General features: G+C 65.1%; 20 protein-coding genes and 1 riboswitch. Of the genes, 13 read left to right on the top strand and 7 right to left on the bottom strand.

All coding sequences use genetic code 11. The annotated features are described in order from the left end of the window. The first annotated feature begins 47 nt into the window (after positions 1–47). From ribA to J7655_RS18030, 3 genes are read left to right on the top strand one after another with little or no spacing between them, the layout of a single operon-like run. Entirely contained in the window at positions 48–668 is a 621-nt protein-coding gene (gene ribA, locus J7655_RS18040; protein ID WP_230925615.1) for a GTP cyclohydrolase II, read from the top strand. Next, entirely contained in the window at positions 665–1,078 is a 414-nt protein-coding gene (locus J7655_RS18035; protein WP_074858134.1) for an MFS transporter, read from the top strand. The genes ribA and J7655_RS18035 overlap by 4 nt, the downstream gene beginning before the upstream one ends. A gap of 1 nt (position 1,079) precedes the next feature. Beyond that, complete coding sequence (locus J7655_RS18030) at positions 1,080–1,874, top strand: cobalamin-binding protein (RefSeq protein WP_230925614.1); 795 nt, start codon at positions 1,080–1,082, stop codon at positions 1,872–1,874. Between the two features lie 64 nt (positions 1,875–1,938). Here the strand turns inward: J7655_RS18030 and J7655_RS18025 are convergent, their stop codons facing one another. From J7655_RS18025 to J7655_RS17995, 7 genes are all read right to left on the bottom strand, one after another. Beyond that, the gene (locus J7655_RS18025; protein ID WP_230925613.1) at positions 1,939–3,786 is read right to left on the bottom strand and encodes a TonB-dependent receptor domain-containing protein; all 1,848 of its coding nucleotides are present in this window, start codon (positions 3,784–3,786) and stop codon (positions 1,939–1,941) included. 88 nt (positions 3,787–3,874) lie between these two features. Continuing rightward, positions 3,875–4,080: riboswitch (cobalamin riboswitch) on the bottom strand. 72 nt (positions 4,081–4,152) lie between these two features. After that, complete coding sequence (dxs, locus tag J7655_RS18020) at positions 4,153–6,048, bottom strand: 1-deoxy-D-xylulose-5-phosphate synthase (RefSeq protein ID WP_230925612.1); 1,896 nt, start codon at positions 6,046–6,048, stop codon at positions 4,153–4,155. 82 nt (positions 6,049–6,130) lie between these two features. Next, positions 6,131–7,081, bottom strand: coding sequence for an alpha/beta fold hydrolase (locus tag J7655_RS18015; RefSeq protein WP_230925611.1), 951 nt, complete (start codon positions 7,079–7,081; stop codon positions 6,131–6,133). 178 nt (positions 7,082–7,259) lie between these two features. Next, positions 7,260–10,532: a carboxyl transferase domain-containing protein gene (locus J7655_RS18010; protein WP_230925610.1), complete on the bottom strand. Its 3,273-nt coding sequence runs from the start codon at positions 10,530–10,532 to the stop codon at positions 7,260–7,262. Positions 10,533–10,657: 125 nt separating this feature from the next. Then, entirely contained in the window at positions 10,658–11,545 is an 888-nt protein-coding gene (locus J7655_RS18005; RefSeq protein ID WP_230925609.1) for a polyprenyl synthetase family protein, read from the bottom strand. After that, complete coding sequence (locus J7655_RS18000) at positions 11,542–11,784, bottom strand: exodeoxyribonuclease VII small subunit (RefSeq protein ID WP_147812355.1); 243 nt, start codon at positions 11,782–11,784, stop codon at positions 11,542–11,544. Before J7655_RS18000 ends, J7655_RS18005 begins: the two co-directional genes overlap by 4 nt. 163 nt (positions 11,785–11,947) lie before the next feature. Further along, on the bottom strand, positions 11,948–12,721 hold the full coding sequence (locus J7655_RS17995) for a sulfite exporter TauE/SafE family protein (protein ID WP_230925608.1): 774 nt from the start codon (positions 12,719–12,721) through the stop codon (positions 11,948–11,950). Positions 12,722–12,867: 146 nt separating this feature from the next. On the opposite strand from J7655_RS17995, the gene pcaQ reads away from it, so the two are divergent. The 10 genes from pcaQ to benC all read left to right on the top strand — a co-directional run bounded on the left by pcaQ (position 12,868) and on the right by benC (position 22,679). Next, positions 12,868–13,800 carry a pca operon transcription factor PcaQ gene (gene pcaQ / locus J7655_RS17990; RefSeq protein ID WP_230925607.1) on the top strand — a complete coding sequence of 311 codons (933 nt, stop codon included), beginning with the start codon at positions 12,868–12,870 and terminating at the stop codon, positions 13,798–13,800. A gap of 93 nt (positions 13,801–13,893) precedes the next feature. Then, positions 13,894–14,613: a protocatechuate 3,4-dioxygenase subunit beta gene (gene pcaH / locus J7655_RS17985; RefSeq protein ID WP_230925606.1), complete on the top strand. Its 720-nt coding sequence runs from the start codon at positions 13,894–13,896 to the stop codon at positions 14,611–14,613. Between the two features lie 12 nt (positions 14,614–14,625). Further along, on the top strand, positions 14,626–15,234 hold the full coding sequence (gene pcaG, locus J7655_RS17980) for a protocatechuate 3,4-dioxygenase subunit alpha (RefSeq protein ID WP_230925605.1): 609 nt from the start codon (positions 14,626–14,628) through the stop codon (positions 15,232–15,234). Next, complete coding sequence (gene zapE, locus J7655_RS17975; protein ID WP_230925604.1) at positions 15,224–16,243, top strand: cell division protein ZapE; 1,020 nt, start codon at positions 15,224–15,226, stop codon at positions 16,241–16,243. Before pcaG ends, zapE begins: the two co-directional genes overlap by 11 nt. Continuing rightward, the gene (locus J7655_RS17970; RefSeq protein ID WP_230925603.1) at positions 16,237–17,184 is read left to right on the top strand and encodes an AEC family transporter; all 948 of its coding nucleotides are present in this window, start codon (positions 16,237–16,239) and stop codon (positions 17,182–17,184) included. The genes zapE and J7655_RS17970 overlap by 7 nt, the downstream gene beginning before the upstream one ends. 225 nt (positions 17,185–17,409) lie before the next feature. Then, a complete protein-coding gene (locus J7655_RS17965; RefSeq protein WP_230925602.1) occupies positions 17,410–18,255 on the top strand; it encodes an IclR family transcriptional regulator in 846 nt (281 codons plus the stop codon). 266 nt (positions 18,256–18,521) lie between these two features. Then, positions 18,522–19,478 (top strand): AraC family transcriptional regulator, encoded by a 957-nt coding sequence (locus tag J7655_RS17960; protein WP_230925601.1) that lies wholly within the window; start codon positions 18,522–18,524, stop codon positions 19,476–19,478. Between the two features lie 259 nt (positions 19,479–19,737). Further along, complete coding sequence (gene benA / locus J7655_RS17955; protein ID WP_230925600.1) at positions 19,738–21,099, top strand: benzoate 1,2-dioxygenase large subunit; 1,362 nt, start codon at positions 19,738–19,740, stop codon at positions 21,097–21,099. Then, on the top strand, positions 21,100–21,588 hold the full coding sequence (benB, locus tag J7655_RS17950) for a benzoate 1,2-dioxygenase small subunit (protein ID WP_230925599.1): 489 nt from the start codon (positions 21,100–21,102) through the stop codon (positions 21,586–21,588). It abuts the gene before it with no gap. Between the two features lie 80 nt (positions 21,589–21,668). After that, positions 21,669–22,679: a benzoate 1,2-dioxygenase electron transfer component BenC gene (gene benC, locus J7655_RS17945; RefSeq protein ID WP_230925598.1), complete on the top strand. Its 1,011-nt coding sequence runs from the start codon at positions 21,669–21,671 to the stop codon at positions 22,677–22,679. Positions 22,680–22,808 lie beyond the last annotated feature (129 nt).

The following is a 22,808-nucleotide window of genomic DNA, read 5'->3' as shown; positions in this document are numbered from 1 at the left end:
CTGATACAATGCCGGCCCTGTTTCGTACTCATTGCCAGGAGCATCCGGTGTCCGTCGTGTTCGTCGCCGCCTCCCAATTACCCACGCCCTTCGGTGTGTTCACCATGCATGGTTTCCTCGATGAGGCCACTGGCAAGGAACATGTCGCCCTGACTTTCGGCGATGTTGCCGATGGTGCCCCGGTGCTCGGCCGTCTGCACTCCGAATGCCTGACCGGCGATGCCCTGTTCAGCCTGCGCTGCGACTGTGGTGCCCAGCTGCAGGCGGCGCTGCAGGCCATTGCCAGCGAAGGTCGCGGCGTATTGCTGTACCTGCGCCAGGAAGGCCGTGGTATCGGCCTGCTGAACAAAATTCGCGCCTATGAGCTGCAGGACGGCGGTGCCGATACCGTGGAAGCCAATGAGCGCCTTGGCTTCGGCGCCGATCAGCGCGACTACGCCATCTGCCGGCCGATGCTCGAACACCTGGGCATCGATAGCCTCAAGTTGATGACCAACAACCCGCGCAAGGTCAAGGCGCTGGGCGAGATGGGCATCACCGTGGATCATCGCGTGCCGCTGCAGATCGCGCACAACCCCTACAACAAGCGTTACCTCGCCACCAAGGCCGGCAAGCTCGGCCATATGCTGGGCAATCAGCATCAGGGCGAGACCGAGGGCAGTCTGTGACCCGTGCTCAGGTCAAGCGCCGCCTGGCCCTGGCCTGGTGGCGTCAGCTGGCTGTGGCGCTGGCGCCTCTGTTCATGTTCAACCTGTTGTTCGGCGGAGGTAACGCCACGGTTCTGAGCATGCCGCTGTTCATTGCCGGCCTGGCCTCGATGTTCGTCAGCCTGCCGTTGTTCTCCGCCTACAAGCGCGCCCTGATCGCCACCGATAAGGCCCTCGACAGCGACGACGAACCAGCCGCCTGGCTGGAACTGGATCGTGTGCGTTTGCGCGCCTTGCTCGGCGCGGCACTGCCAGCCTGGATCGCCGCACTGGCCGTGCTGGTTGGCCTGGAGGCGATACCGCTGGTGCTGCTGGCGCTGTCCTCCATCGTTCTGCACAGCCTCTACCGCATACCTCGTCAACTCGGCTGAGATGCGTACGTGGCTGCTCGCCCTGTGCCTGTTGGCGCTGCCGTTGGCTGCCGCCGAACGGGTGATCAGCCTGGCGCCTTCGCTCAGCGAAATCATGCTCGATCTGGATGCGGCCGACCTGCTGGTGGGCGTGCTCGAAGGGGATGCGCAGCCTGCTGCGCTGGCGCATCTGCCCGCTGTCGGTCGTTATGGCCAGCTGGAGTTCGAGCGTTTGCTGCAATTGGCGCCGGATCTGATCCTGATTGCGCCCGGTAGCGTACCGCCGGCGCAACAGGCGCAGTTGCAGCGTTTCGGTATCGAGCTGCTGAGCGTCGAACCGCGGCGTCTTGATCAACTCGGTGATGCTTACGTACGCATTGCTCAGCGAATTGGCCGCGTGCAGCAAGGCGAGCGGCTGGCTGCCGAATTTCGCGCCGAGCTGCGCGCACTGCGCCATCGCTATCGGCGCGAGCATCCCCTGACGGTGTTCTATCAGGTCTGGCATCAGCCGCTGTACACCATAGGTGGCGAGCAACTGATCGGTGATGCCTTGCAGGTGTGCGGTGCGCGCAACCTGTTCGATGATCTACCGCAGCCGGCGCCGCAGGTCAGCGTCGAGGCGGTGCTGGCGCGCGACCCGGATGTGATACTCGGCGGCAGCAATGCCGAGCTGAGCGCCTGGCAGGCCTGGCCGCAGTTGCATGCGGTGCGTGAACATCAGCTCTGGGCGGTGCCGGACAAGGGGCTGGAACGGCCCAGCCGGCAGATGCTGGGCGCCATCGAGCAGTTATGTGAGCGGATGGCGGCTGCGCGGTAGCCCCTTCAGGCGGTGCGCACGGCGCACCCTACAGCGATGCTAGGGTGCGCCGTGCGCACCGAGGTCAGAGTTGCGGCGTCCAGGTGACGGCGAATAATGCGGTGCGGCCGGCGCTGTTGTAGCCGAAACGGCCATTGGGTGTGCTGTAGGTTGCTTCTGCGTAGTCCTTGTCCAGCAGGTTATCCAGCTTCAGGCTCAGCCCGAGTTCCTCATTGGCCTGCCAGGCGGCGCGCAGGCTGAGCAGGCCATAGCCGCTCATCTCGATTTCGTTGTCGGCATCATCATAGCGACCACTGATCGCACGCCAGCCTGCGCCAAGCGACACATCGCCGAAGCGGCGGTCAAGGTCCAGACTCAGCGTGCGTTTGGCCCGGCGCAGCAGGGTATGACCGCTGTCGCGGTCACGTGGGTCGATCAGGGCCAGAGCGAGATTGCTCTGCCAGCCGAACAGCTCCTGTTGCATGGCGGCCTCGAAGCCATTGATCCGGGCTGTCTGGATGTTCTGTGGAATGAAGCTTTCGTCGAAGACGATGGCATCTTCGATTTCGGTTCGATACACGGAAGCCTGCAATGAACCTGTGTCGCTATAGCGGCTACGCCATTGCAGCTCGTAGCTTTCAGAGCGCTCGGCTTGCAGCTCGGGATTGCCATACCACGGGTCGTAGAGGTCATTGAAGGTCGGCGCACGGAAGCCTTCGCTATAGGACAGAATCAGGTCGTTGGCATTATCCAGTGGCAGGGTCAGCGCCGCGTTCCAGATGTTCTCGCTACCGAACTGCTGGTTTTTGTCGTGACGAAGCCCCAGCTCGGTCGAGAAGGTGTCGCCGATGTAGCGGTGTTGCGCGAAGGCCGCTTGGTTCCAGCGCGAGTCCTCGGCGAAGGTTGTACTGCTGTGCAGGCGATCCTCGTACCAATCAGCACCGACCAGCACTTGCTGGTTATCGGTGAGCGTCAAGGTGTTTACCCAGTTCACAGCGTCGCGATAGGTGGTGTAGGTAAAAAATGAATAGTCTGGCGCTGCCGACGAGCCATCCCCCGTTTCGCGCTGGTCTTTGCTGTGACCCAGTTCCAGGCGGCTGCTCCAGTGCTCGTTGAAGCGGCCATCGATGAACCCGGAAAGGCTGCTGAGCTGAAAGTCCGTTGTCGGTAGCAGGCCGGTAAAGACATCGTCGTATTCCACCTGCCCGCGCTGATCGAGCGCATTGAAGCCAACCTGCAGTGTTTCATCGAAGCGGTGCGAAAGATTCAGGCTGAGCGAGCGGTTACGGTAGGCGTCGTCGTCGCCATTGGCACCGAAACCGTCGCGGGTGGCGTCGATGCCGGCCGTCTCGTCCAGGGCCGCACCCAGGTGAAAGCGAGTGCGCTGGTCGCCGCCGGCCAGACCAAGGCTGCGCTGGTAAGTGCTGTCGCTGCCTGCCGCCAGGCGCGCGTAAGGCTTGAGGCTCCGGCCATCGCCCTGACGGGTGAAGATCTGAATTACCCCACCAATGGCGTCGGAGCCATACAGCGCGGAACGGGCGCCGCGTACCACTTCGATACGCTCGATCTGCTCGGGGGCGAGAAACTCCAGGCTGCTGGTGCCGCTTGAGGCTGCCGCGATGCGTTGTCCATCGACCAGTACCAGAGTCTGTGCAGTGCTTGTGCCGCGCAGAAAGACGCCCGTCTGGCTGCCGGCGCCGCCCGTGCGGACGACGCTGATACCGGGGACGCGTTCGAGCAACTCGGCGACGCTACTGACCTGCAGACGTTCGATGTCGGCCCGCTGGAATACTGTGGTGGCGGCAGTGGCCTGCGCCAGTGGTTCGGCCTGGCGCCCGGAGGTCACCACCAGAGGCTCGCTCAGATAGGGCTCGGCCGCCCATGACAGAGCGGGCGCGAGAGTAATGGCCAGGGCCAGGCGTGACAGTTTCATTTTCTTTCCTCAAAGGTCGGCAGACGTTCGAGGAGGGCAGGCGCAAGCGCGCGGACAGGCGGCGCTTGACCGTGTCGCCCTCCGCAACACCAGTCGCACCGCCTTGGCCGGTCTCCGGGCTCTCGACCCAGATCCGCCTTCCCAGGTTGCCCCAGTGGCTGTTGGACGTGGCGCAAGCACCGAGGCTTGCAGTCGATTACCGTTGCGGGGGCAGCGTCGGCATTGCTCGTGATGAGCGCACCGACTTCCCGTTTAACACTGCTTGCGCAGCGCACCCTGGCGGAACATGAATGGCGCGCACCTTAGTGTGCGCGCGTATGAATGACAAGCAAGCTCCGCTCATTCAACGATGAGCGGGCTTCATGCTCAGGCTTGCAGCAGGCTGAGACGCTCACGTACCGCACGTTCGATGCCGGCTTCGTCGAGGCCGCACTCGGCAAGCATCTGGCTCGGCTTGGCGTGCTCGACGTAGTAGTCCGGCAGGCCGAGGTGCAGCATCGGTACCTGGCGGTTCTCGGCGGCGAAAAATTCGCTGACCGCGCTGCCGGCGCCACCCATGATGCTGTTTTCCTCGAGAGTCACCAGCAGTCCATGGCTGTCTGCCAGTTCGCGCAGCAGGGCTTCGTCCAGCGGTTTGACGAAACGCATGTCGACCACGGTGGCATCCAGCGTTTCACCGACGCGCAGGGCTTCGGCCAGTTGCACGCCGAAGGCCAGCAGGGCGACGCCCTGGCCCTGACGACGCACCACCGCCTTGCCGATCTCGAGCGGCTCCAGGCCAGCATCGAGCGGCGCGTTGGGGCCGCTGCCGCGCGGGTAGCGCACGGCGGCCGGGCCGTCGAACAGGTGGCCGGTGGTGAGCATGCGGCGCAGCTCGTTCTCGTCGCTCGGGGTCATCACCAGCATGCCGGGGATGCAGCGCAGGTAGGACAGGTCGAAGCTGCCCGCGTGGGTCGGGCCGTCTTCGCCGACCAGGCCGGCGCGGTCGATGGCGAACAGCACGTCGAGGTGCTGCACGGCGACGTCGTGGATCAGTTGGTCATAGGCACGCTGGAGGAAGGTGGAGTAGATTGCCACCACCGGCTTGGCACCTTCGCAGGCCATGCCGGCCGCGAGGGTGACGGCGTGCTGCTCGGCAATGGCGACGTCGAAGTAGCGCTCGGGGAAGCGCTCGCTGAACGCCACCAGATCCGAGCCTTCCTTCATCGCCGGGGTGATGCCGACCAGGCGCGCGTCCTGCTCGGCCATGTCGCACAGCCACTGGCCGAACACGTTGGAGTATTTCGGGCCGCTGGGTTTCTTGGGCGCGGCGACGGGCGTTACCGGCTCCAGCTTGGTGATGGCGTGGTAGCCGATGGGGTCAAGCTCGGCCGGGGCGAAACCCTTGCCCTTCTTGGTCACCACATGAAGGAACTGCGGGCCGTCGAGGTCGCGCATGTTGCGTAGTGTGGTCACCAGGGTGGGCAGGTCGTGGCCGTCGATCGGGCCGACGTAGTTCCAGCCCAGTTCTTCGAACAGGGTGCCGGGCACCAGCATGCCCTTGGCGTGTTCCTCGACCTTGCGCGCGATTTCCCAGGCGCCGGGCAGGCGCGAGAGGATCTTCTTGCTGCCCTCGCGCATGCTGGCGTAGGTGCGGCTGGAGATGATCTTGGCCAGGTAGTTGGACAGGCCGCCGACATTCTTGGAGATCGACATGTCGTTGTCGTTGAGGATCACCAGCATGTTGGCGTTGACGTCGGTGGCGTGGTTGAGCGCCTCGAAGGCCATGCCGGCGGTCAGGGCGCCGTCGCCGATCACCGCCACGCTCTTGCGCTTCTCGCCCTTGAGACGGGCGGCGATGGCCATGCCCAGCGCCGCGCTGATGCTGGTGCTGGAGTGGCCGACGCCGAAGGTGTCGTACTCGCTCTCGCTGCGTCGCGGGAAGGCGGCCAGGCCGTCCTTCTGGCGCAGGGTGCCCATGCGTTCGCGACGACCGGTGAGGATCTTGTGCGGGTAGGCCTGGTGGCCGACGTCCCACACCAGGCGGTCATCGGGGGTGTCGAAGACATAGTGCAGGGCGATGGTCAGCTCGATCACGCCGAGCCCGGCACCGAAGTGCCCGCCGCTCTGGCCAACGCTGTAGAGCAGGTATTGGCGCAGTTCGTCAGCGAGGGTTTCCAGGTCCGCTTCGGCCAGGCGGCGCAGTTCGTCGGGCGTGTTGGCGCTGTCGAGCAGCGGCGTCAACGGGCGCTCGCGGGGGATCTCGTGGAAAGTGGTCGGCATCAGGCGAATCGTTATAGGTGTAAAAGATGCGGCAGTTTACCTGATGCCGGGAAAACAGCCCAATCTGCTGACCACATCGGCGTTACCGGTAGTTTCGTGCGAGGAAATCCAGCAGCAATGCACTGACCCGTGCGCCGCATTCGGCCTGCAGCCAGTGGCCGGCGCCGGGCAGGTCGTGGCGTTCCAGGTGCGGCACCTTGTCGCCCATGCGCTTGAGCGTCGGCGCTTCGAAGCGGCCGACCGGGTCGTTTTCCCCGAGCAGGAACAGCGTCGGCTGCATCACCTGCAGCCCAGCCAGATGCTCGGTGCGTTGCCAGTTGCGTTCGAAGTTGCGGTACCAGTTCAGCGCGCCGCGAAAGCCGTGGCGCTCGAAGGTGCGCAGGTAGTGGGCGAACATCGCCTTGCTGCACCAGGCCGGCAGTGGCAGGTCGTCCGGCATGCCATCGAACAGCCGCGCATCGGCCGGTTTGTCCGTCGCCAGCAGGGCATCGCCGAGGCCGCCAAGCAGCAGACGCAGGCTGCGGGCGATGTCGTCGTCCAGCTCGGCCTCGGCCAGCCCCGGTTGCTGGAAGTAGAGGATGTAGTGGAAGCGCCCGGCATAGGCCTCGCGCATCATCTCGATGGCGGGGCGTTTCGGCCGGCCACCGAAGGGCACCGACAGCGCGCCGAGCACCTTGACCCGCTCGGGCTCCAGCAGCGCCAGGTGCCAGGCCACCGGCGCGCCCCAGTCATGGCCGATCACTGCCACCTCACGCTGGTCGAGCATGTCCATGGCCGCCTGGATATCACCGCACAGAGTGATCAGGTCATAGGCCGCCGGATCGGCCGGCGCGCTGCTGGCGCCGTAGCCGCGCATCTCCGGGGCGAACACCCGGTAGCCGGCGGCGGCCAGCGCCTCGATCTGCGGATGCCAGGCGTACCAGCACTCGGGGAACCCGTGCAGCAGCCACACCGGCTTGCCGTGCTCGGGGCCGGCGCTGTACAGGCTGAGTTCGATGCCGTTGACGGCGAGCAGGCGGTGATCGAGGTGCATGGATAATTCCTTGGCATGTCTGAGTTAAGTGTTGGGGGGTAAAGGGCCGTAGGGTGGGCCGGGCGGCGCTCCGCTTCAGCCCACCACCGACGGTCAGCGTGGGCTAAAGCCCACCCTACAAGGCTCCGAACCTTCCCGGAACTGCTTGGCAACAGCTAACGCGGACATCGCCAATTCCTTACCAGGTGTCGATGAAGGGACGTTTCTTGCCGTCGCGTCGCGGCGGACGCGGCGCCGCATTGAGCCCGCGCAGCAGCCAGGCGCGGCTGTCGGCCGGGTCGATCACGGCGTCGATCTCAAGATAGCTGGCCATGTTCAGCGCCTTGCCGTTGTCGTAGGCCTTGGCCACCAGCTTGTCGAACAGTGCCTGGCGCGTGGCGTCGTCCGGCTGCGCTGCCAGCTCCTTGGCGAAGCCCAGGCGCACTGCACCCTCCAGACCCATGGCACCGAATTCGCCACTGGGCCAGGCCGCGGTGAACAGCGGCGAATGGAAGCTGCCGGCCGCCATGGCTTGGGCGCCGAGGCCATAGCCCTTGCGCAGCACCAGGGTGAAGAAGGGCACCGTGAGGCTGGCGGCGGTGACGAACAGGCGCGAAACGTGGCGCACCGTGGCCTGTTTCTCCGCCTCCGGGCCGACCATGAAACCGGGGGTGTCGCACAGCGAGACGATGGGCAGGTCATGGGCCTCGCACAGTTGCAAAAAACGCGCGGCCTTGTCGCCGGCCACCGCATCGATGGCGCCGCCCAGGTGCGCGGGGTTGTTGGCGATAAGGCCGAAGGGCTTGCCTTCGATACGAATCAGCGCGGTGATCAGGCCGGGAGCGAACTGGCGACGCAGCTCCAGCACGCTGCCGTCATCGGCCAGCAGCTCGATCACCTTGCGGATGTCGTATACGCGCAGGCGGCTTTCCGGGGTCACATGGCGCAGCGCGCGGGGATCGCTGCACTGCCAGTCGCTCAGCGGGCCCTGGAAATAGCCCAGGTACTGCTTGGCCACGGCGACCGCTGCGGCTTCGTCCTCCACCAGCACGTCGATCACCCCGTTGGGGCCTTGCACGTCGGTCGGGCCGACCTGTTCGGGGGTGAAACTGCCGAGGCCGCCGCCTTCGATCATCGCCGGGCCGGCCATACCGATAGTCGCGTTCCTCGTCGCGATGATCACATCGCAGCAGCCGAGCAGCGCGGCGTTGCCGGCGAAGCAGCGGCCGGAGACCACGCCCACCGTCGGTACCAGGCCGGAGAGTTTGGCCATGGCGACGAAGGTGTGGCAGTCCAGCCCGGCCACGCCAACGAAGTCGGTATCCCCCGGTCGGCCGCCGCCGCCTTCGGCGAACAGCACCACGGGCAGGCGCCATTGCTCGGCCAGGGCCAGCATGCGGTCGGTCTTCTTGTGGTTCATCACCCCCTGGGTGCCGGCGAAGACGGTGTAGTCGTAGGCGATGGCCATGCAGCGCGCGGCCTCGCTGCCGAAACTCGCGGCGTTCACCGTGCCGATACCGGCGACCAGGCCATCGGCCGGGCTCAGTTCCAGCAGTTCCTCGGGCGAACGTCGGCGGCGCTGGGCGGCCAGGGCCATGGCGCCGTATTCGATAAAGCTGTCTGCATCGAGCAGGTCGGCCAGGTTTTCCCGCACCGTGCGCTGGCCGGTCTTGCGCCTTTTCGCCACGGCTTCGGGGCGGCGTGCATCGGTTAGGCGGGCATGGCGCTCGAGCACTTCGGCCAGATCGGCGCGGATATGCGCCAGATCGACTACCTGTTCGCCGTGCTCGGTGAGGCCATCCACCTCGGCTGGCTGCAGGAACGCCAGCGCCTGGCCCTCACCGATGGCGTCACCGGGGGCCACGGCCAGCGCGCGGACGATGCCGCTGTGCTCGGCCTTGACCTCGAATTCCATCTTCATCGCCTCCAGTACGGCGATGACCTGACCGGTGGCTACGGTGTCGCCGTCGGCCACGGACAGGCTGACCAGCACGCCGGCGCTGGGCGCATTCAGCGCCAGGGTGCCGGGCGGCGCGTCGACAGTGGTCTTGGCGCTATGCAGCGAGGCGTCAGTGGCGAAGTAGCGGTGTGGATGGGCCTGCTCGCGAGGGGCCAGCAACTCGCCCAAGTGGCGCTCGACATAAGTGGTGTCGACCTGATTGGCGATCACCGCCTCGCAGTGCAGTAGGTTTTGCAGCAGGTGCAGGTTGCTCGCCACGCCGTCGAGGCGGAACTCGCACAGCCCCCGATAGGCACGGCGCAGGGCGCTGGGATAGTCGTTGGCGCTGGCGATCAGCTTGGCGATCAGCGAATCGTAGGCCGGGCTCACGACATAACCGGCATAGCCGCAGCCATCCACCCGCAGGCCCGGGCCAGAGGGCGGCTGATAGGCGGCGAGCACGCCGCTGGCCGGGCGCGCGCTGCCATCGGCGAGCAGGGTTTCCAGATTCAGGCGCACCTGCACGGCATAGCCCTTGGTCGCGGGCGGTGTGAGCAGGTTCAGCTCGGCCAGGCTTTTGCCAGCGGCCAGGTGCAGTTGCGTGTGCAGCAGATCGACGCCGGTGACCTGCTCGGTGACGGTGTGCTCCACCTGCACGCGCGGGTTGGCTTCCATGAAATAGAAGCGCCCCGGCTGGTCGAGGTCGAGGAGGAATTCGAAGGTGCCGATACCCTGGTAGCGCACCTCGGCGGCCAGGCGCAGGGCGCTGGCGGTGATCGCGTCACGGGTGGCCGCATCCAGATCGGGGCTGGGCGCGATTTCCACCAGTTTCTGGTGACGGCGTTGCAGGCTGCAGTCACGCTCCCACAGGTGGCTGACTGTGCCGCTGCCGTCACCGAGCACCTGCACTTCGATATGCCGGGCACGGCGCACACGCTTTTCCACGTACAGCGCGCCACTGCCGAAGGCGCCCTGGGCTTCGGAGGTGCAGCGGGTGAAGGCCTCGGCCAGTTGCGCCGGATCATCCACCGCACGCATGCCGCGCCCACCACCGCCGGCCAGGGCCTTTAGCATCACGCTGCCGTGTTCGGCGAGAAAGGCGCTTGCCTGCTCCAGCGTCACCGCCTGGTTGATGCCGGGCACCAGGGGCACGTCGCAGCGCTCGGCCAGCTCTCGGGCGGCGGCCTTGTCGCCGAACAGTTGCAGCGTCTCGGGCGTCGGGCCGACGAAGGTCAGCCCGGCCTCCTGGCAATGGCGGGCGAACTCAGCGTTCTCGGCGAGAAAACCGTAGCCAGGGTGGATGGCCATGCAGCCCTGCTCACGGGCAATGCTGATCAGCTGATCCATGTCCAGATAGGCCGCGACGCCGCGACCGGCCAGCGCCACGGCCAGGTCGGCCTTGCGTGTATGCAGGCTGGCGCTGTCGTCTTCGGCGTACACCGCCAAGCTGCGGATACCGAGGTCGGCGCAGGCCTGGGCGATGCGAATGGCAATTTCGCCACGGTTGGCGATCAGCAGGGCGGGGAAGGGCATGGCGGCTCCGGACGTCTTGTCGTTATGGAGCCCATCTTAGGTGGCTGGTGGCCGGGGTAAAGCAAGCCTCATATGGCGATCATGCCGGCATAGATTGCAATGATGACGCGCCAGGGCGCATCGAATCAGCTACGCCGCTCGACGATATAGCGCGCCAGCTCGCGCATCGGTTCGGCACTGTTGCCGAACGGGCGCAGCACGTGCAGCGCCTGGTCGCGCAGTTCCAGAGCGTAGTCCTTGGCGGCATCGAGGCCGAGCAGGGCGGGGTAGGTGGGCTTGTCGTGAGCTTCGTCCTTGCCCTGGGTCTTGCCCAAGGTGGCGGTATCGCTTTCCACGTCGAGGATGTCGTCCTGCACTTGGAAGGCCAGGCCGATGGCGCGGGCGTAGTGCAGCAAGGCCTTGCACGCCAGTTCATCGGTATTGCCACTGGCCAGGGCACCGAGCCCGACACTGGCCTCGATCAGTGCGCCGGTCTTGTGCCGGTGCATGACTTCCAGCGCCTGCTGGTCGAGTTGCAGGCCGACCGAACCAAGGTCGATGGCCTGGCCACCAACCATGCCGGCCGGGCCTGCGGCCTGGCTGAGCAATTCGATCATCTGCAGGCGCGTCTCGGCATTCTGTGGATTGCGCCTGCGGTCGACGAGCACGCCGAAGGCCAGGCTTTGCAGGGCGTCGCCAGCGAGGATGGCGCTGGCTTCGTCGAAGGCCTTGTGCGTGGTTGGCTGGCCGCGTCGCAGGTCATCGTCGTCCATGGCCGGCAGGTCGTCATGCACCAGCGAATAGGCATGGATCAGCTCCACTGCGCAGGCGGCGCCGTCGGCGCGCGCGATATCGCCTTCCAGTGCTTCACAGGCGGCATAGACCAGCAGCGGGCGCACCCGCTTGCCACCGTTCATCACGCTGTAGCGCATGGCCTGGTAGAGCCGGTCGAGTTCTGTGCGTGGCGCCTGGAACAGGGCGTCCAGGGCCGCATCGACGCGCGTCTGGCAGCGCTTCTGGTACGCGGCGATCATGCCGTTTCGTCCGTGTCGAAGGGCGCTGCCTGCAGCTCACCGTCGCGCTCCAGCAGGATCTGCACCTTCTGCTCGGCCTGGGCCAGGGCGGCCTGGCATTCGCGGGTCAGGCCGATGCCCTGCTCGAAAGCGGTCAGCGAGTCTTCCAGCGACAGTTCGCCGCTCTCCATGCGCTCGACCAGCGTCTGCAACTCGGCGAGGGAGTGTTCGAAGTCGGGGGCGGCTTTCTTGCGGGCCATGGTGCGGGTTCTCGCTGATTCCGGATCGGGCGCGACACTAGCAGAGCCGCGCCACTCGGGCAAATCAGCGGGCCCCGGAGTGTGCTCCGGAATTGGGCTCTGCGTAGGGGGGCGCTGTGCGCACCAACAAGACCGCGATGGTGCGCACAGCGCACCCTACGGCCTATCCCAGATAGGTGGCCCAGAAGTAGTACAGCGTCATCGTGCTGCCGACCAGAATGACGAAGCTGCGCAACAACGCAGGTGGCAACTTCTCGCCCAGTGCACCACCGGCGTAGCCGCCGATGGTGGCGCCGGTAAGCAGGATCGCCAGCTCGTACCAACTGACCCGGCCGGCGATCACGAAGGTCAGGGTGGCGATGCTGTAGATCACCGCCGAGATCAGGTTCTTCAGGGCGTTGGCGCGGGCCAGCGGATGACCTTCGATGGAAAATGCAGCCAGCTGCAGGATGCCCATGCCGGCGCCGAAGTAGCCGCCGTAGATCGACACGCCGATATGTGCGCCCAGCGACAGCGGCGTGTGCGGCGGGTGTGCGGATGCCTTGCTCTTGCGCCGCTCGGCCAGCCAGCGTCCCAGCCAGGGACTGGCGGCGAACAGCGCAGTGGCGGCCAGTAGCAGCCAGGGGATCAGTACGCGGAACACGTCATCGCCGCCGGCCAGCAGCAACAGACCGCCGAGCAGGCCTCCAGCCAGGCCGGCCAGCAACAGCGGAATCAGGTAGCGGCCCAGCGGTCGCAGCGAGGCGCGCGCGGCCCAGGCGCCAGCAAGACTGGCCGGCCACAGCGCCACGGCGTTGGTGGCGTTGGCCGTCACCGGCGGCAGGCCGGCAGCGAGCAGGGCCGGGAAGGAGAAGAAGGTGCCGCCGCCGGCCAGGGCATTCATGCCGCCAGCAGCGAAACCGGCGAGGGCCAACAGCAGCAGGTCGAACAACGTCATCGGTCAGGCTCGCACAAAAAGGGTGCAGCATAGGCCTGACCTTACGGTCAGCCAAGTGCGACCAAAGTGACGATCCGGCCAATTGTCGTCTGTGCCGGGTCTGTGCTTTGCGGCATCATCGCAGGCATCTGCCTTTGGTGCCTGCGATGAACATCGACACCCGAATCAAGTTTCGTCACCTGCTGTGCTTTCTCGAAATTGCCCGCCAGCGCAGCTTCGCCAAGGCCGCCGATGCCCTGGCGGTGAGCCAGCCGGCGATTTCCAAGACACTCAGGGAGCTGGAGGAAATCCTCGCTGCCAGCCTGTTCGAGCGCGGCAAACAGGGCGTCAGCCTGACCAGCGCCGGGGTCGCCTTTATGCGTTACGCCGGCCCCTGCGTGCAGGCGCTGCGCGATGGCGTGAACAGCCTGCGTGAAGGCGAACACGAGGCCGGGCAGGTGCGTGTCGGCGTGTTGTCGACGGTGGAGAGCCTGCTGATTCCCGAAGTGGTCAGGCGTTTGCACGAGCGTCACAGCGCGCTGGTGGTCAGCGTCGCTACCGGGCCAGGTGCTTATCTGTTGAGCCAGTTGCGCGTGGGCGAACTGGATCTGGTGATCGGCCGTATGACCGACAGCCCGGATATCCAGGGGCTGACCTTCGAGCATCTGTACAGCGAAGCCATGACCCTGGTGGTACGTCCCGGGCATCCGCTGCTGGCTGCCGGTGATGAGGGGCTGGGGCGGCTGGGCGATTACCCGCTGGTATTGCCGACGGCGGGCACCACCATTCGCAAGCATGCCGACAGCCTGTTCGTGCAGTGCGCGGTGACGCCCTCGCGCCAGCGTCTGGAAACCCTGTCGCCGGCGTTGAGCCGCCGCTACGTGCTGTGCAGCGATGCGCTGTGGGTGGCGCCGCAGGACGCGGTGTGCCTGGATGTGCAGCGTGGCGAGTTGGTCGAGTTGCAACTGCCGGTACGCGAACCGGGTGGCTCGGTGGGCATTTGTCGCAATGGCGCGCTGAGCCTGCCGCTGGCTGCCGAACGTTTCTGCGATGCACTGCGCGAGGTGGCGCTGGCCTATCGTGAGGGTGTTTTTCCATAACCATTTGGTTATGGATTGTCGGCGTCTTTTCAATGTTCCGGCTGTGCGTTTTGCCAGACACTGTGGTGACAAAACCCACAACAGGAGCGCGCCATGCCTGCCGAGGATAATCGCCGTTTCGTCATCCGTGACCGCAACTGGCACCCGAAAGCCTTCACCCCCGACTACAAGACCTCCATCGCCCGCTCGCCGCGCCAGGCGCTGGTGAGCATCCCGCAGTCGGTTTCCGAAACCAGCGGCCCGGACTTCTCGCACCTGAAGTTCGCCGAGCACGACAACGACCTGCTGCTCAACTTCAACAATGGTGGCCTGCCCATCGGCGAGCGCATCATCGTTTCCGGGCGGGTGATGGATCAGTACGGCAAGCCGATCCCGCATACCCTGGTGGAAATGTGGCAAGCCAACGCCGGTGGCCGCTACCGGCACAAGAACGACCGCTACCTGGCACCGCTCGACCCCAACTTCGGTGGCGTCGGCCGTGCCCTGACCGACAGTGAAGGTCGCTATATCTTCCGCACCATCAAGCCCGGCCCCTATCCGTGGCGCAACAACCCCAACGATTGGCGACCGGCGCATATCCACTTCTCCATCAGTGGACCGTCGATCGCCACGCGGCTGATCACCCAGCTGTATTTCGAGGGGGACCCACTGATTCCGCTGTGCCCCATCGTCAAATCCATCGCCAACCCGGACGCGGTGCAGACGCTGATCGCCAAGCTGGACATGAGCACCGCTAACCCGATGGATTGCCTGGCCTATCGCTTCGATATCGTGCTGCGTGGCCAGCGCCAGACCCATTTCGAGAATAAATAAGGAGTGATGGCCATGCCTGTTGAATTGCTGCCGGAAACCCCTTCGCAGACCGCCGGCCCCTACGTACATATCGGCCTGGCCCTGGCCGCCGCCGGCAACCCGACCCGCGAGCAGGAAATCTGGAATCAGATGGCCAAAGCCGACGCGCCGGGTGAGCACATCGTCCTGCTTGGCCATGTCTATGACGGTAACGGCCACCTGGTGCGCGATGCCTTCCTCGAATTGTGGCAGGCCGATCACCAGGGCCAGTACGACGAGGACTACGACCAGGCCAAAGCCTTCAACGGTTTTGGCCGCACCGCCACCACCTTCGATGCTGGCAGCGAGTGGTTCGCCTATACGGTCAAACCGGGTGTGGTGAACAACGCCGCTGGCGTACCGATGGCGCCGCACATCAACGTCGCGCTGTTCGCTCGTGGTATCAACATCCACCTCAACACCCGTCTGTATTTCGAGGATGAAGCCGAGGCCAACGCCAAGGACCCGGTGCTCAATCTGATCGAGCAGCCCGAGCGTCGCCAGACGCTGATCGCCAAACGCTGCGAAGTCGATGGCAAACCGGCCTATCGCTTCGATATCCGCATCCAGGGTGAGGGCGAGACGGTCTTCTTTGACTTCTGAGTTGCAGGCACAGGCCGCGCGCTCGATCGATGCGCGCGGCCTGCAGTTGGACGCTGCCCAGCAGCGCATGCTCGCGCGCCTGGCCACTTGGCTGCAGGCGCGCTTGCGGCCGTCTGTCTGGCGCCGGCCGGCGTCTGGCGTGTACCTCTGGGGCGGTGTCGGGCGCGGCAAGAGTCTGTTGCTGGAGGCGCTGTTTCAGGCTGCCCCCTGTCAGACCAAGCGCCGCGTGCACATTCACGCCCTGTTGCAGGAGGTGCAGCAGCGCATGCTGCACCATAGCGGGCACAGCGACCCCTTGCAGCGGGTCGCCGAGGAGCTGGCCGGCGAAGCGCAGCTGCTCTTTGTCGATGAGTTTCACGTCCACGATATTGGTGATGCGATTGTGCTTGGGCGCCTGTTGCAGGCGTTGCTCGAGCGCGACTGCATCCTGCTGCTGAGCTCCAACTACGCGCCGCCGCAGCTATGCCCGAATCCGCTGTATCACAGCCGTTTCAAACCCTTCGCCACGCTGCTGGAAAAACGCTGCCTGGTGCTGCAAATGGAGGCCGGCAGCGACTATCGCACGCTCGGCGCCCAGCACTGGGGGCGCTATCTGCAAGGCCCCGCGAGCCTGCTGGGTGCGTGCCTGGCGCACTTGCCGGCCACTGCACAGTTGCTGGTGCAACGCCGTGCCCTGACACTGCGTGGCATGGATGAACGCACGATCTGGCTGGATTTTCCCGCACTCTGTCGCCAGCCGCTGGCCAGCAGTGATTATCTGTATCTGTGCCAGCGCTTTGCTCACATCGCCATTGGCGAGTTGCCGCTGTTGGCGCGCTGTTCGCTGGACGAACAGCAGCGTCTGCTCAACTTCATCGACATCGCCTACGACCAGGGCTGCGAGCTGTGGCTGCAGGCCGAACACAGCCTTGAAGCCCTGTGTGCGGGTGTCGCTCACCATGACTTTTCCCGTACGCGCAGCCGCCTGGCGCAACTGCGCCAGGAGCAGGCGGAGTGCCTGGCATGTTAGCGGTGTTGAGCATCACGGCGCCGATCTTCGTCCTTATCGGTCTCGGGTTTTTCTCGGCGCGCATCGGCCTGGTCAACCGCGAACAGGCGCGCGGCATGGGCGCTTTCGTCATCCACTTCGCGCTGCCCGCGCTGGTGTTCAAGGCGTTGGCCGAGCGCAGCCTGGACGAGGTGCTCAACTGGCCCTACCTGGGTGCCTATGCCCTGGCCTCGCTGAGCCTGTTTGGTTTCGGCTTGCTACTGGCATGGCGCTGGCGTGGGCAGAGCCTTTCGCAGAGTGCGATTCTGGCCATGGGCATGTCGGTGCCCAACAGTGGCTTCATCGGCTACCCCATCGCGGTGATGGTGATTGGCCCCACGGCGGGGCTGGCCATGGCGCTCGGCATGCTGGTGGAAAACCTGCTGATGGTGCCTCTGGCGCTGGCTCTGGCCGAAGCCGGGCAGCAGCAGGGCAGGGCGCTGACGGTGCTGCGCGAGACGGCGCGGCGCCTGCTGCGCAACCCGCTGATCATCGCCATCGTGCTGGGCCTGGCCATGTCGCTGTCGGGCCTGCGCCTGCCGCTGGTGCCTGCGCGGGTGGTCGAGATGCTCGCCGCGGCTTCGGCGCCGGTGGCGCTGTTCGTGATCGGCGCCACCCTCTACGGCATGAAAATCGGCGGCATGGCGGCGGATCTGGCGCAGACCGCGATCGGCAAGCTGATCCTGCACCCCTTGCTGATGTTGGCGGCGTTGATGCTGGTGCCGGGTGTCGACCCGCTGTTGATGGTGGCCGGCCTGCTGTTCGCCAGCGCGCCGATGATGAGCGTGTTCCCCATTCTCGGGCAGCGCTTTGGTCTTGAGCAGCGTTGCGCCGCCGCGCTGGTGGGCTGCACGGTGCTGGCCTTCTTCAGCGTCAGCGCGGTGCTGGCGCTGCTGCGTTGGCAGGGGCTGTTGCCGGGGTGAGTGGCTTGGCTGGGTAGCCCGGATGCAATCCGGGAAATCGTCCGGCACCTTAAGGCTGCCCCGGATTGCATCCGGGCTACGCATTGGTGCTAGGTGCGTTAGCGGTAAAATCATCGACAGCAGTCGCGACTAAAGCCCTCCCACGGATGTGTCATCGCCTATTTACGATAACCGCACACTGGTTCGATAATCGCCAGGCGCTGTCCATCCAGCTTCGGAGGCCCCATGAGTGAATCCCGTCCGCCACTGACCAGTCTTGCGCCGCCGCCCTATGTGTCGCCGGCCAAGCGTATCGAGGAGTTCGCTGGCGATCCCAACTTCATGACCTCCCTGGCCCGTGGCCTGGCGGTGATCAATGCCTTTCAGGAGCGCAAGCGCCACCTGACCATCGCGCAGATCAGCCACCGCACCGAGATACCCCGCGCCGCCGTGCGTCGTTGCCTGTACTCGCTGATGAAGCTGGGCTACGTCACCACTGACGGGCGCACCTATTCGCTGCTGCCCAAGGTGCTGACCCTCGGCCACGCCTACCTGTCGTCGACGCCATTGGCGGTGTCCGCGCAGCCGTTTCTCGACCGCCTCAGCGAGCAACTGCACGAGGCCTGCAACCTGGCTACGCTGGAGGGTGAGCAGGTGCTCTACATCGCCCGCTCGGCGATTCCGCAGCGGCTGATCTCGGTGGATCTCAGCGTCGGCAGCCGCCTGCCGGCCTATTGCACGTCCATGGGTCGCATCCTGCTGGCTGCGCTGGACGATGACCAATTGCAGGACTACCTGGCCCACGCCGACCTGCAGGCCAAGACCAGCCGCACCCTGCACACCCCCGAAGCGCTGTGGGAATGCCTGCAGCGCGTGCGCCACCAGGGCTGGTGCGTGGTCGATCAGGAGCTGGAACAGGGCCTGCGCTCGCTGGCGGTGCCAGTCTACGACTCGGCCGGGCATGTGCTGGCGGCGATGAACGTCAGCACCCACGCCGGCCGCGTCCCCGTCAGCGAGTTGGAGAAGCGCTACCTGCCGCTGATGCTCAGTGCCAGCCGCGAACTCAGCAGTCAGCTGTTTCATCCGGCCTGAGCCGCTGGCTAGACGCTGGTTCGTAGGCGCCTCGCCCTGCGTGCCTGCTGCAGCCATTCATGAAAGCGGGCGGTAATCGCCCGCTGCGATATTCGCCCAAGGTCCGATTGCCTAAGCTCGTCACATCGCTAACCTCTGCGGTCAACCGTTGATCGGTTTGTGATCAGATATGGGCCATTTGCCTGTATCAATGGTCGAGCGAGGAGGGCTGCCGTGGCCCGTCAGTACTCGCCACCCGAATAACAAAGATAAGAGTGCCTTGAGTCATGGACTGTCGCCTGCTGAACGAGAAGAGCCGGCTGTTCGCCAATGCCGACCCCTATGCGGTATCCGACTATGTCAACCAGCATGTCGGCTCGCACTGCATTCGCCTGCCCCGCAGCGGCCGCCCCGCCGCCAGCCTCAGCCATCGCAGCTTCGCCAGTCTCGATCTGTGTCGCATCAGCTACGGCGGTAGCGTGCGCGTCACGTCGCCGGCGCTGGAGACCATCTATCACCTGCAGGTGTTGCTGCAAGGCCATTGCCTGTGGCGTGGTCATGGTCAGGAGCACTACTTCACTCCCGGCGAGCTGCTGTTGATCAACCCGGATGATCCGGTCGACCTGACCTATTCCGACGACTGCGAGAAGTTCATCGTCAAGTTGCCAAGCCAACTGATCGAGCGCGCCTGCCACGACAACCACTGGCAACGCCCGGCCGACGGCGTGCGCTTCGCCTCGCGTCACCAGTTGCAGCAGCTCGAGGGCTTTACCAACCTGCTGGGGCTGGTGTGTGACGAGGCCGAGAGCGAGCAGTCGCTGCCTTCGGTGCAGGAGCATTACACGCGTATCATCGCCAGCAAGCTGCTCGGTCTGCTCGGCAACAACGTGAGCCGCGCGGAGCTGGCCGAGAGCAACCCGTCGTTCGAGCGTCTGGTGCAGTTCATCGACGATAACCTCAAGCAGGACATCAGCCTCGAGCAACTGGCACAACTGGCGCACATGAGCCCGCGTTCGCTGTATGCCCTGTTCGACAAGCACCTGGGTACCACGCCCAAGCACTACATCCGCCAGCGCAAGCTGGAGCGCGTGCATGCCTGCCTGAAGGATCCTGCGGCCCGGGTACGCAACGTCACCGAGGTGGCGCTGGACTACGGCTTCCTTCACCTCGGCCGCTTCTCCGAGAGCTACAAGAGCGCCTTCGGTGAATTGCCATCGGATACCCTGCGTCGCCGCGAGTCCTGATCCCACGCGTTTTCGGTGCGCACGGCGCACCCTACGAGCGGGTAGCTTGTCCACCGATAAAACACGCGCCGTATCTCTTCCGGTTGGCTACTCCGATACCCTGCGTCGCTGCGAGGGGGAGGGTCATCAGAAGGCCGCATGGCGGCCGTTTATTGGTACTGCAGAAAACGGATAAAGGTCCTGCATTAACTGGATATTGTCCGACAGTCCTACGCCATAGCCTTCATACCGTTGAAACAATAACAACGGAGCCATGGCTATGACCCTGGGACTCGATTACCTCAACAGCCTGCTTGAAGAAGACAAGGACAAGGGCATCTTCCGCTGCAAGCGCGAGATGTTCACCGACCCGCGCCTGTTCGATCTGGAGATGCAGCACATCTTCGAGGGCAACTGGCTGTACCTGGCTCATGAAAGCCAGATCCCCAACGTCAACGACTACTACACCACCTACATGGGGCGTCAGCCGATCTTCATCGCGCGCAACAAGGACGGTGAACTCAACGCCTTCATCAACGCCTGCAGCCATCGTGGCGCCATGCTCTGCCGCTTCAAGAGCGGCAACAAGGCCAGCTACACCTGCCCGTTCCACGGCTGGACCTTCAACAACAGCGGCAAGCTGCTCAAGGTCAAGGATCCCAGGGACGCCGGCTACCCGGACAGCTTCAACTGCGACGGCAGCCATGATCTGAAGAAGGTCGCGCGCTTCGAGTCCTATCGCGGCTTCCTGTTCGGCAGCCTGCGTGAGGACGTGGCGCCGCTGGAGGACTTCCTCGGCGAGTCGAAGAAGATCATCGACATGGTCTGCGACCAGTCCAGCGAAGGCCTGGAAGTGCTGCGCGGCTCCAGCACCTACGTCTACGAAGGCAACTGGAAACTGCAGGCGGAGAACGGCGCCGACGGCTACCACGTCACCGCCGTGCACTGGAACTACGCCGCCACCCAGCAGCAACGCAAACTCAAGGAAGCCGGCGACGACATCCGCGCCATGAGCGCCGGTGGCTGGGGCAAGAAGGGCGGTGGTTTCTACTCCTTCGAGAACGGCCACCTGCTGCTCTGGACGCGCTGGGACAACCCCGAGGATCGCCCGCTGTTCGCCGACCGCGAGCGCCTGGCCGCCGAGTTCGGCGAGGCCCGCGCCGACTGGATGATCGGCCATTCGCGCAACCTCTGCCTGTACCCCAACCTGTACCTGATGGACCAGTTCGGCTCGCAACTGCGCGTGGCCCGCCCGCTGTCGGTGGACAAGACCGAGGTGACCATCTACTGCATCGCGCCCAAGGGCGAGAGTGCCGAGGCGCGTGCCCGGCGTATCCGCCAGTACGAGGACTTCTTCAACGTCTCCGGCATGGCCACCCCCGATGACCTGGAAGAATTCCGCGCCTGCCAGCAGGGCTTCGCCGGCCGCGCCATGGAGTGGAACGACATGTCCCGCGGCGCCAGGCACTGGATCGACGGCGCCGACGACTCGGCCCGCGAGATCGACCTGCAGCCGCTGATGAGTGGCGTGCGCACCGAGGACGAAGGCCTGTTCGTGCTGCAGCACCACTACTGGCAGCAGCAGATGATCGAGGCGCTGAAGAAACAACAGGATCAGCTGATCCACGTGGAGGGCGCGTAAATGAGCCTGACTTATGACGCCGTGCGCGACTTCCTCTACCGCGAAGCGCGCTACCTGGACGACAAGCAGTGGGACGAATGGCTGGAGCTGTACGCGCCGGACGCCGAGTTCTGGATGCCGGCCTGGGATGACCACGATCAGCTGGTGGAAAACCCGCAAACCGAGATCTCACTGATCTGGTACGGCAACCGCAGCGGCCTGGAAGACCGGGTGTTCCGCATCCGTACCGAACGCTCCAGCGCCACCATTCCGGACACCCGGACTTCGCACAACATCAACAACATCGAGATCGTCGAGCAGGGCGAGGGCGTGAGCAAGGTGCGCTTCAACTGGCACACCCTGAGCTTTCGTTACAAGACCGTCGACCATTTCTACGGCACCAGCTTCTACACCCTCGATACACGCGGCGAGAACCCGCTGATCAAGGCCAAGAAGGTCGTGCTGAAGAACGATTACGTGCGCCAAGTCATCGACGTTTATCACATCTGAATCCGCTGCTGCGTTGTTGGTGGGGCCATGGGCTCCCGCCTCGGGTCGCTGCACGCCAAAATTGCTTAGCGAGGTGCGCCATGAGCCACAAGATCGCACTGAATTTCGAAGACGGGGTGACCCGTTTCATCGATGCCAACCTGGGTGAGACGGTGGCCGACGCGGCCTACCGCCAGGGCATCAACATTCCGCTGGACTGCCGCGACGGCGCCTGTGGTGCCTGCAAGTGCTTCGCCGAAGCGGGGCAGTACGACCTCGGCGAGGAATACATCGAGGATGCCCTGAGCGAGGCCGAGGCCGAGCAGGGCTATGTGTTGACCTGCCAGATGCGCGCCGAGAGCGACTGCGTGATCCGCGTGCCGGCGTCCTCGCAGGTGTGCAAGACCCAGCAGGCCAGCTTCGAGGCCGCCATCAGCGCGGTGCGCAAGCTCTCCGACAGCACCATCGCGCTGTCGGTCAAAGGGGAGGCGCTCAATCAGCTGGCGTTCCTGCCCGGGCAGTACGTCAACCTCAAGGTACCGGGCAGCGAGCAGACCCGCGCCTACTCCTTCAGCAGCCTGCAGAAGGACGGCGAGGTCAGCTTCCTGATCCGCAACGTGCCGGGCGGGCTGATGAGCAGCTTTTTGAGCAACCTGGCCAAGACCGGCGACAGCATCAGCCTGGCCGGCCCGCTGGGCAGCTTCTACCTGCGCGAGATCAAGCGCCCGCTGCTGCTGCTGGCTGGTGGCACCGGCCTCGCGCCCTTTACCGCGATGCTGGAGAAGATCGCCGCCGAAGGCTGCGCGCATCCGCTGCACCTGATCTACGGCGTGACCCACGACCAGGACCTGGTCGAGCTGGACAAGCTGGAGGCCTTCGCCGCGCGCATCCCCGGCTTCACCTTCAGCGCCTGCGTGGCCAGCCCCGAGAGCAGCTACCCGCACAAGGGCTACGTCACCCAGCACATCGAGCCCAGGCACCTCAACGAGGGCGAGGTGGACATCTACCTGTGCGGCCCGCCACCGATGGTTGAGGCGGTCAGCGCCTACATCCGCGAGCAGGGCATCGCCCCGGCCAATTTCTATTACGAGAAGTTTGCCGCCAGCGCCTAGCTGCGAGCAGGGCATTGGTAGCCCGGATGAAATCCGGGGGAAGCCCGCGCATCAGCCCCGGATTGCATCCGGGCTACGGGCCGAGTCTCCCCTCTCCCGCTTGCGGGAGAGGGGGCAGATCGCGAATAC

Origin of the sequence: Pseudomonas wenzhouensis, assembly GCF_021029445.1 — a bacterium.
GTDB classification, from domain to species: Bacteria; Pseudomonadota; Gammaproteobacteria; order Pseudomonadales; family Pseudomonadaceae; genus Aquipseudomonas; species Aquipseudomonas wenzhouensis.
The sequence above is the reverse complement of the archived record's forward strand: the minus strand, read 5'-3'. Positions and strand labels throughout refer to the sequence as shown.

Excerpts from the sequence above, each read along its gene's own strand:
- benC (WP_230925598.1), top strand. The coding sequence starts at position 21,669 with ATGAGCCACAAGATCGCACTGAATTTCGAAGACGGGGTGACCCGTTTC.
- pcaH (WP_230925606.1), top strand. The coding sequence starts at position 13,894 with ATGCCTGCCGAGGATAATCGCCGTTTCGTCATCCGTGACCGCAACTGG.
- J7655_RS18030 (WP_230925614.1), top strand. The coding sequence starts at position 1,080 with ATGCGTACGTGGCTGCTCGCCCTGTGCCTGTTGGCGCTGCCGTTGGCT.
- pcaQ (WP_230925607.1), top strand. The coding sequence starts at position 12,868 with ATGAACATCGACACCCGAATCAAGTTTCGTCACCTGCTGTGCTTTCTC.
- dxs (WP_230925612.1), bottom strand. The coding sequence starts at position 6,048 with ATGCCGACCACTTTCCACGAGATCCCCCGCGAGCGCCCGTTGACGCCG.
- J7655_RS18005 (WP_230925609.1), bottom strand. The coding sequence starts at position 11,545 with ATGATCGCCGCGTACCAGAAGCGCTGCCAGACGCGCGTCGATGCGGCC.
- pcaG (WP_230925605.1), top strand. The coding sequence starts at position 14,626 with ATGCCTGTTGAATTGCTGCCGGAAACCCCTTCGCAGACCGCCGGCCCC.
- benB (WP_230925599.1), top strand. The coding sequence starts at position 21,100 with ATGAGCCTGACTTATGACGCCGTGCGCGACTTCCTCTACCGCGAAGCG.
- J7655_RS17960 (WP_230925601.1), top strand. The coding sequence starts at position 18,522 with ATGGACTGTCGCCTGCTGAACGAGAAGAGCCGGCTGTTCGCCAATGCC.
- J7655_RS17970 (WP_230925603.1), top strand. The coding sequence starts at position 16,237 with ATGTTAGCGGTGTTGAGCATCACGGCGCCGATCTTCGTCCTTATCGGT.
- J7655_RS18015 (WP_230925611.1), bottom strand. The coding sequence starts at position 7,081 with ATGCACCTCGATCACCGCCTGCTCGCCGTCAACGGCATCGAACTCAGC.
- benA (WP_230925600.1), top strand. The coding sequence starts at position 19,738 with ATGACCCTGGGACTCGATTACCTCAACAGCCTGCTTGAAGAAGACAAG.
- J7655_RS18025 (WP_230925613.1), bottom strand. The coding sequence starts at position 3,786 with ATGAAACTGTCACGCCTGGCCCTGGCCATTACTCTCGCGCCCGCTCTG.
- J7655_RS18010 (WP_230925610.1), bottom strand. The coding sequence starts at position 10,532 with ATGCCCTTCCCCGCCCTGCTGATCGCCAACCGTGGCGAAATTGCCATT.
- J7655_RS18000 (WP_147812355.1), bottom strand. The coding sequence starts at position 11,784 with ATGGCCCGCAAGAAAGCCGCCCCCGACTTCGAACACTCCCTCGCCGAG.
- J7655_RS17965 (WP_230925602.1), top strand. The coding sequence starts at position 17,410 with ATGAGTGAATCCCGTCCGCCACTGACCAGTCTTGCGCCGCCGCCCTAT.
- J7655_RS17995 (WP_230925608.1), bottom strand. The coding sequence starts at position 12,721 with ATGACGTTGTTCGACCTGCTGCTGTTGGCCCTCGCCGGTTTCGCTGCT.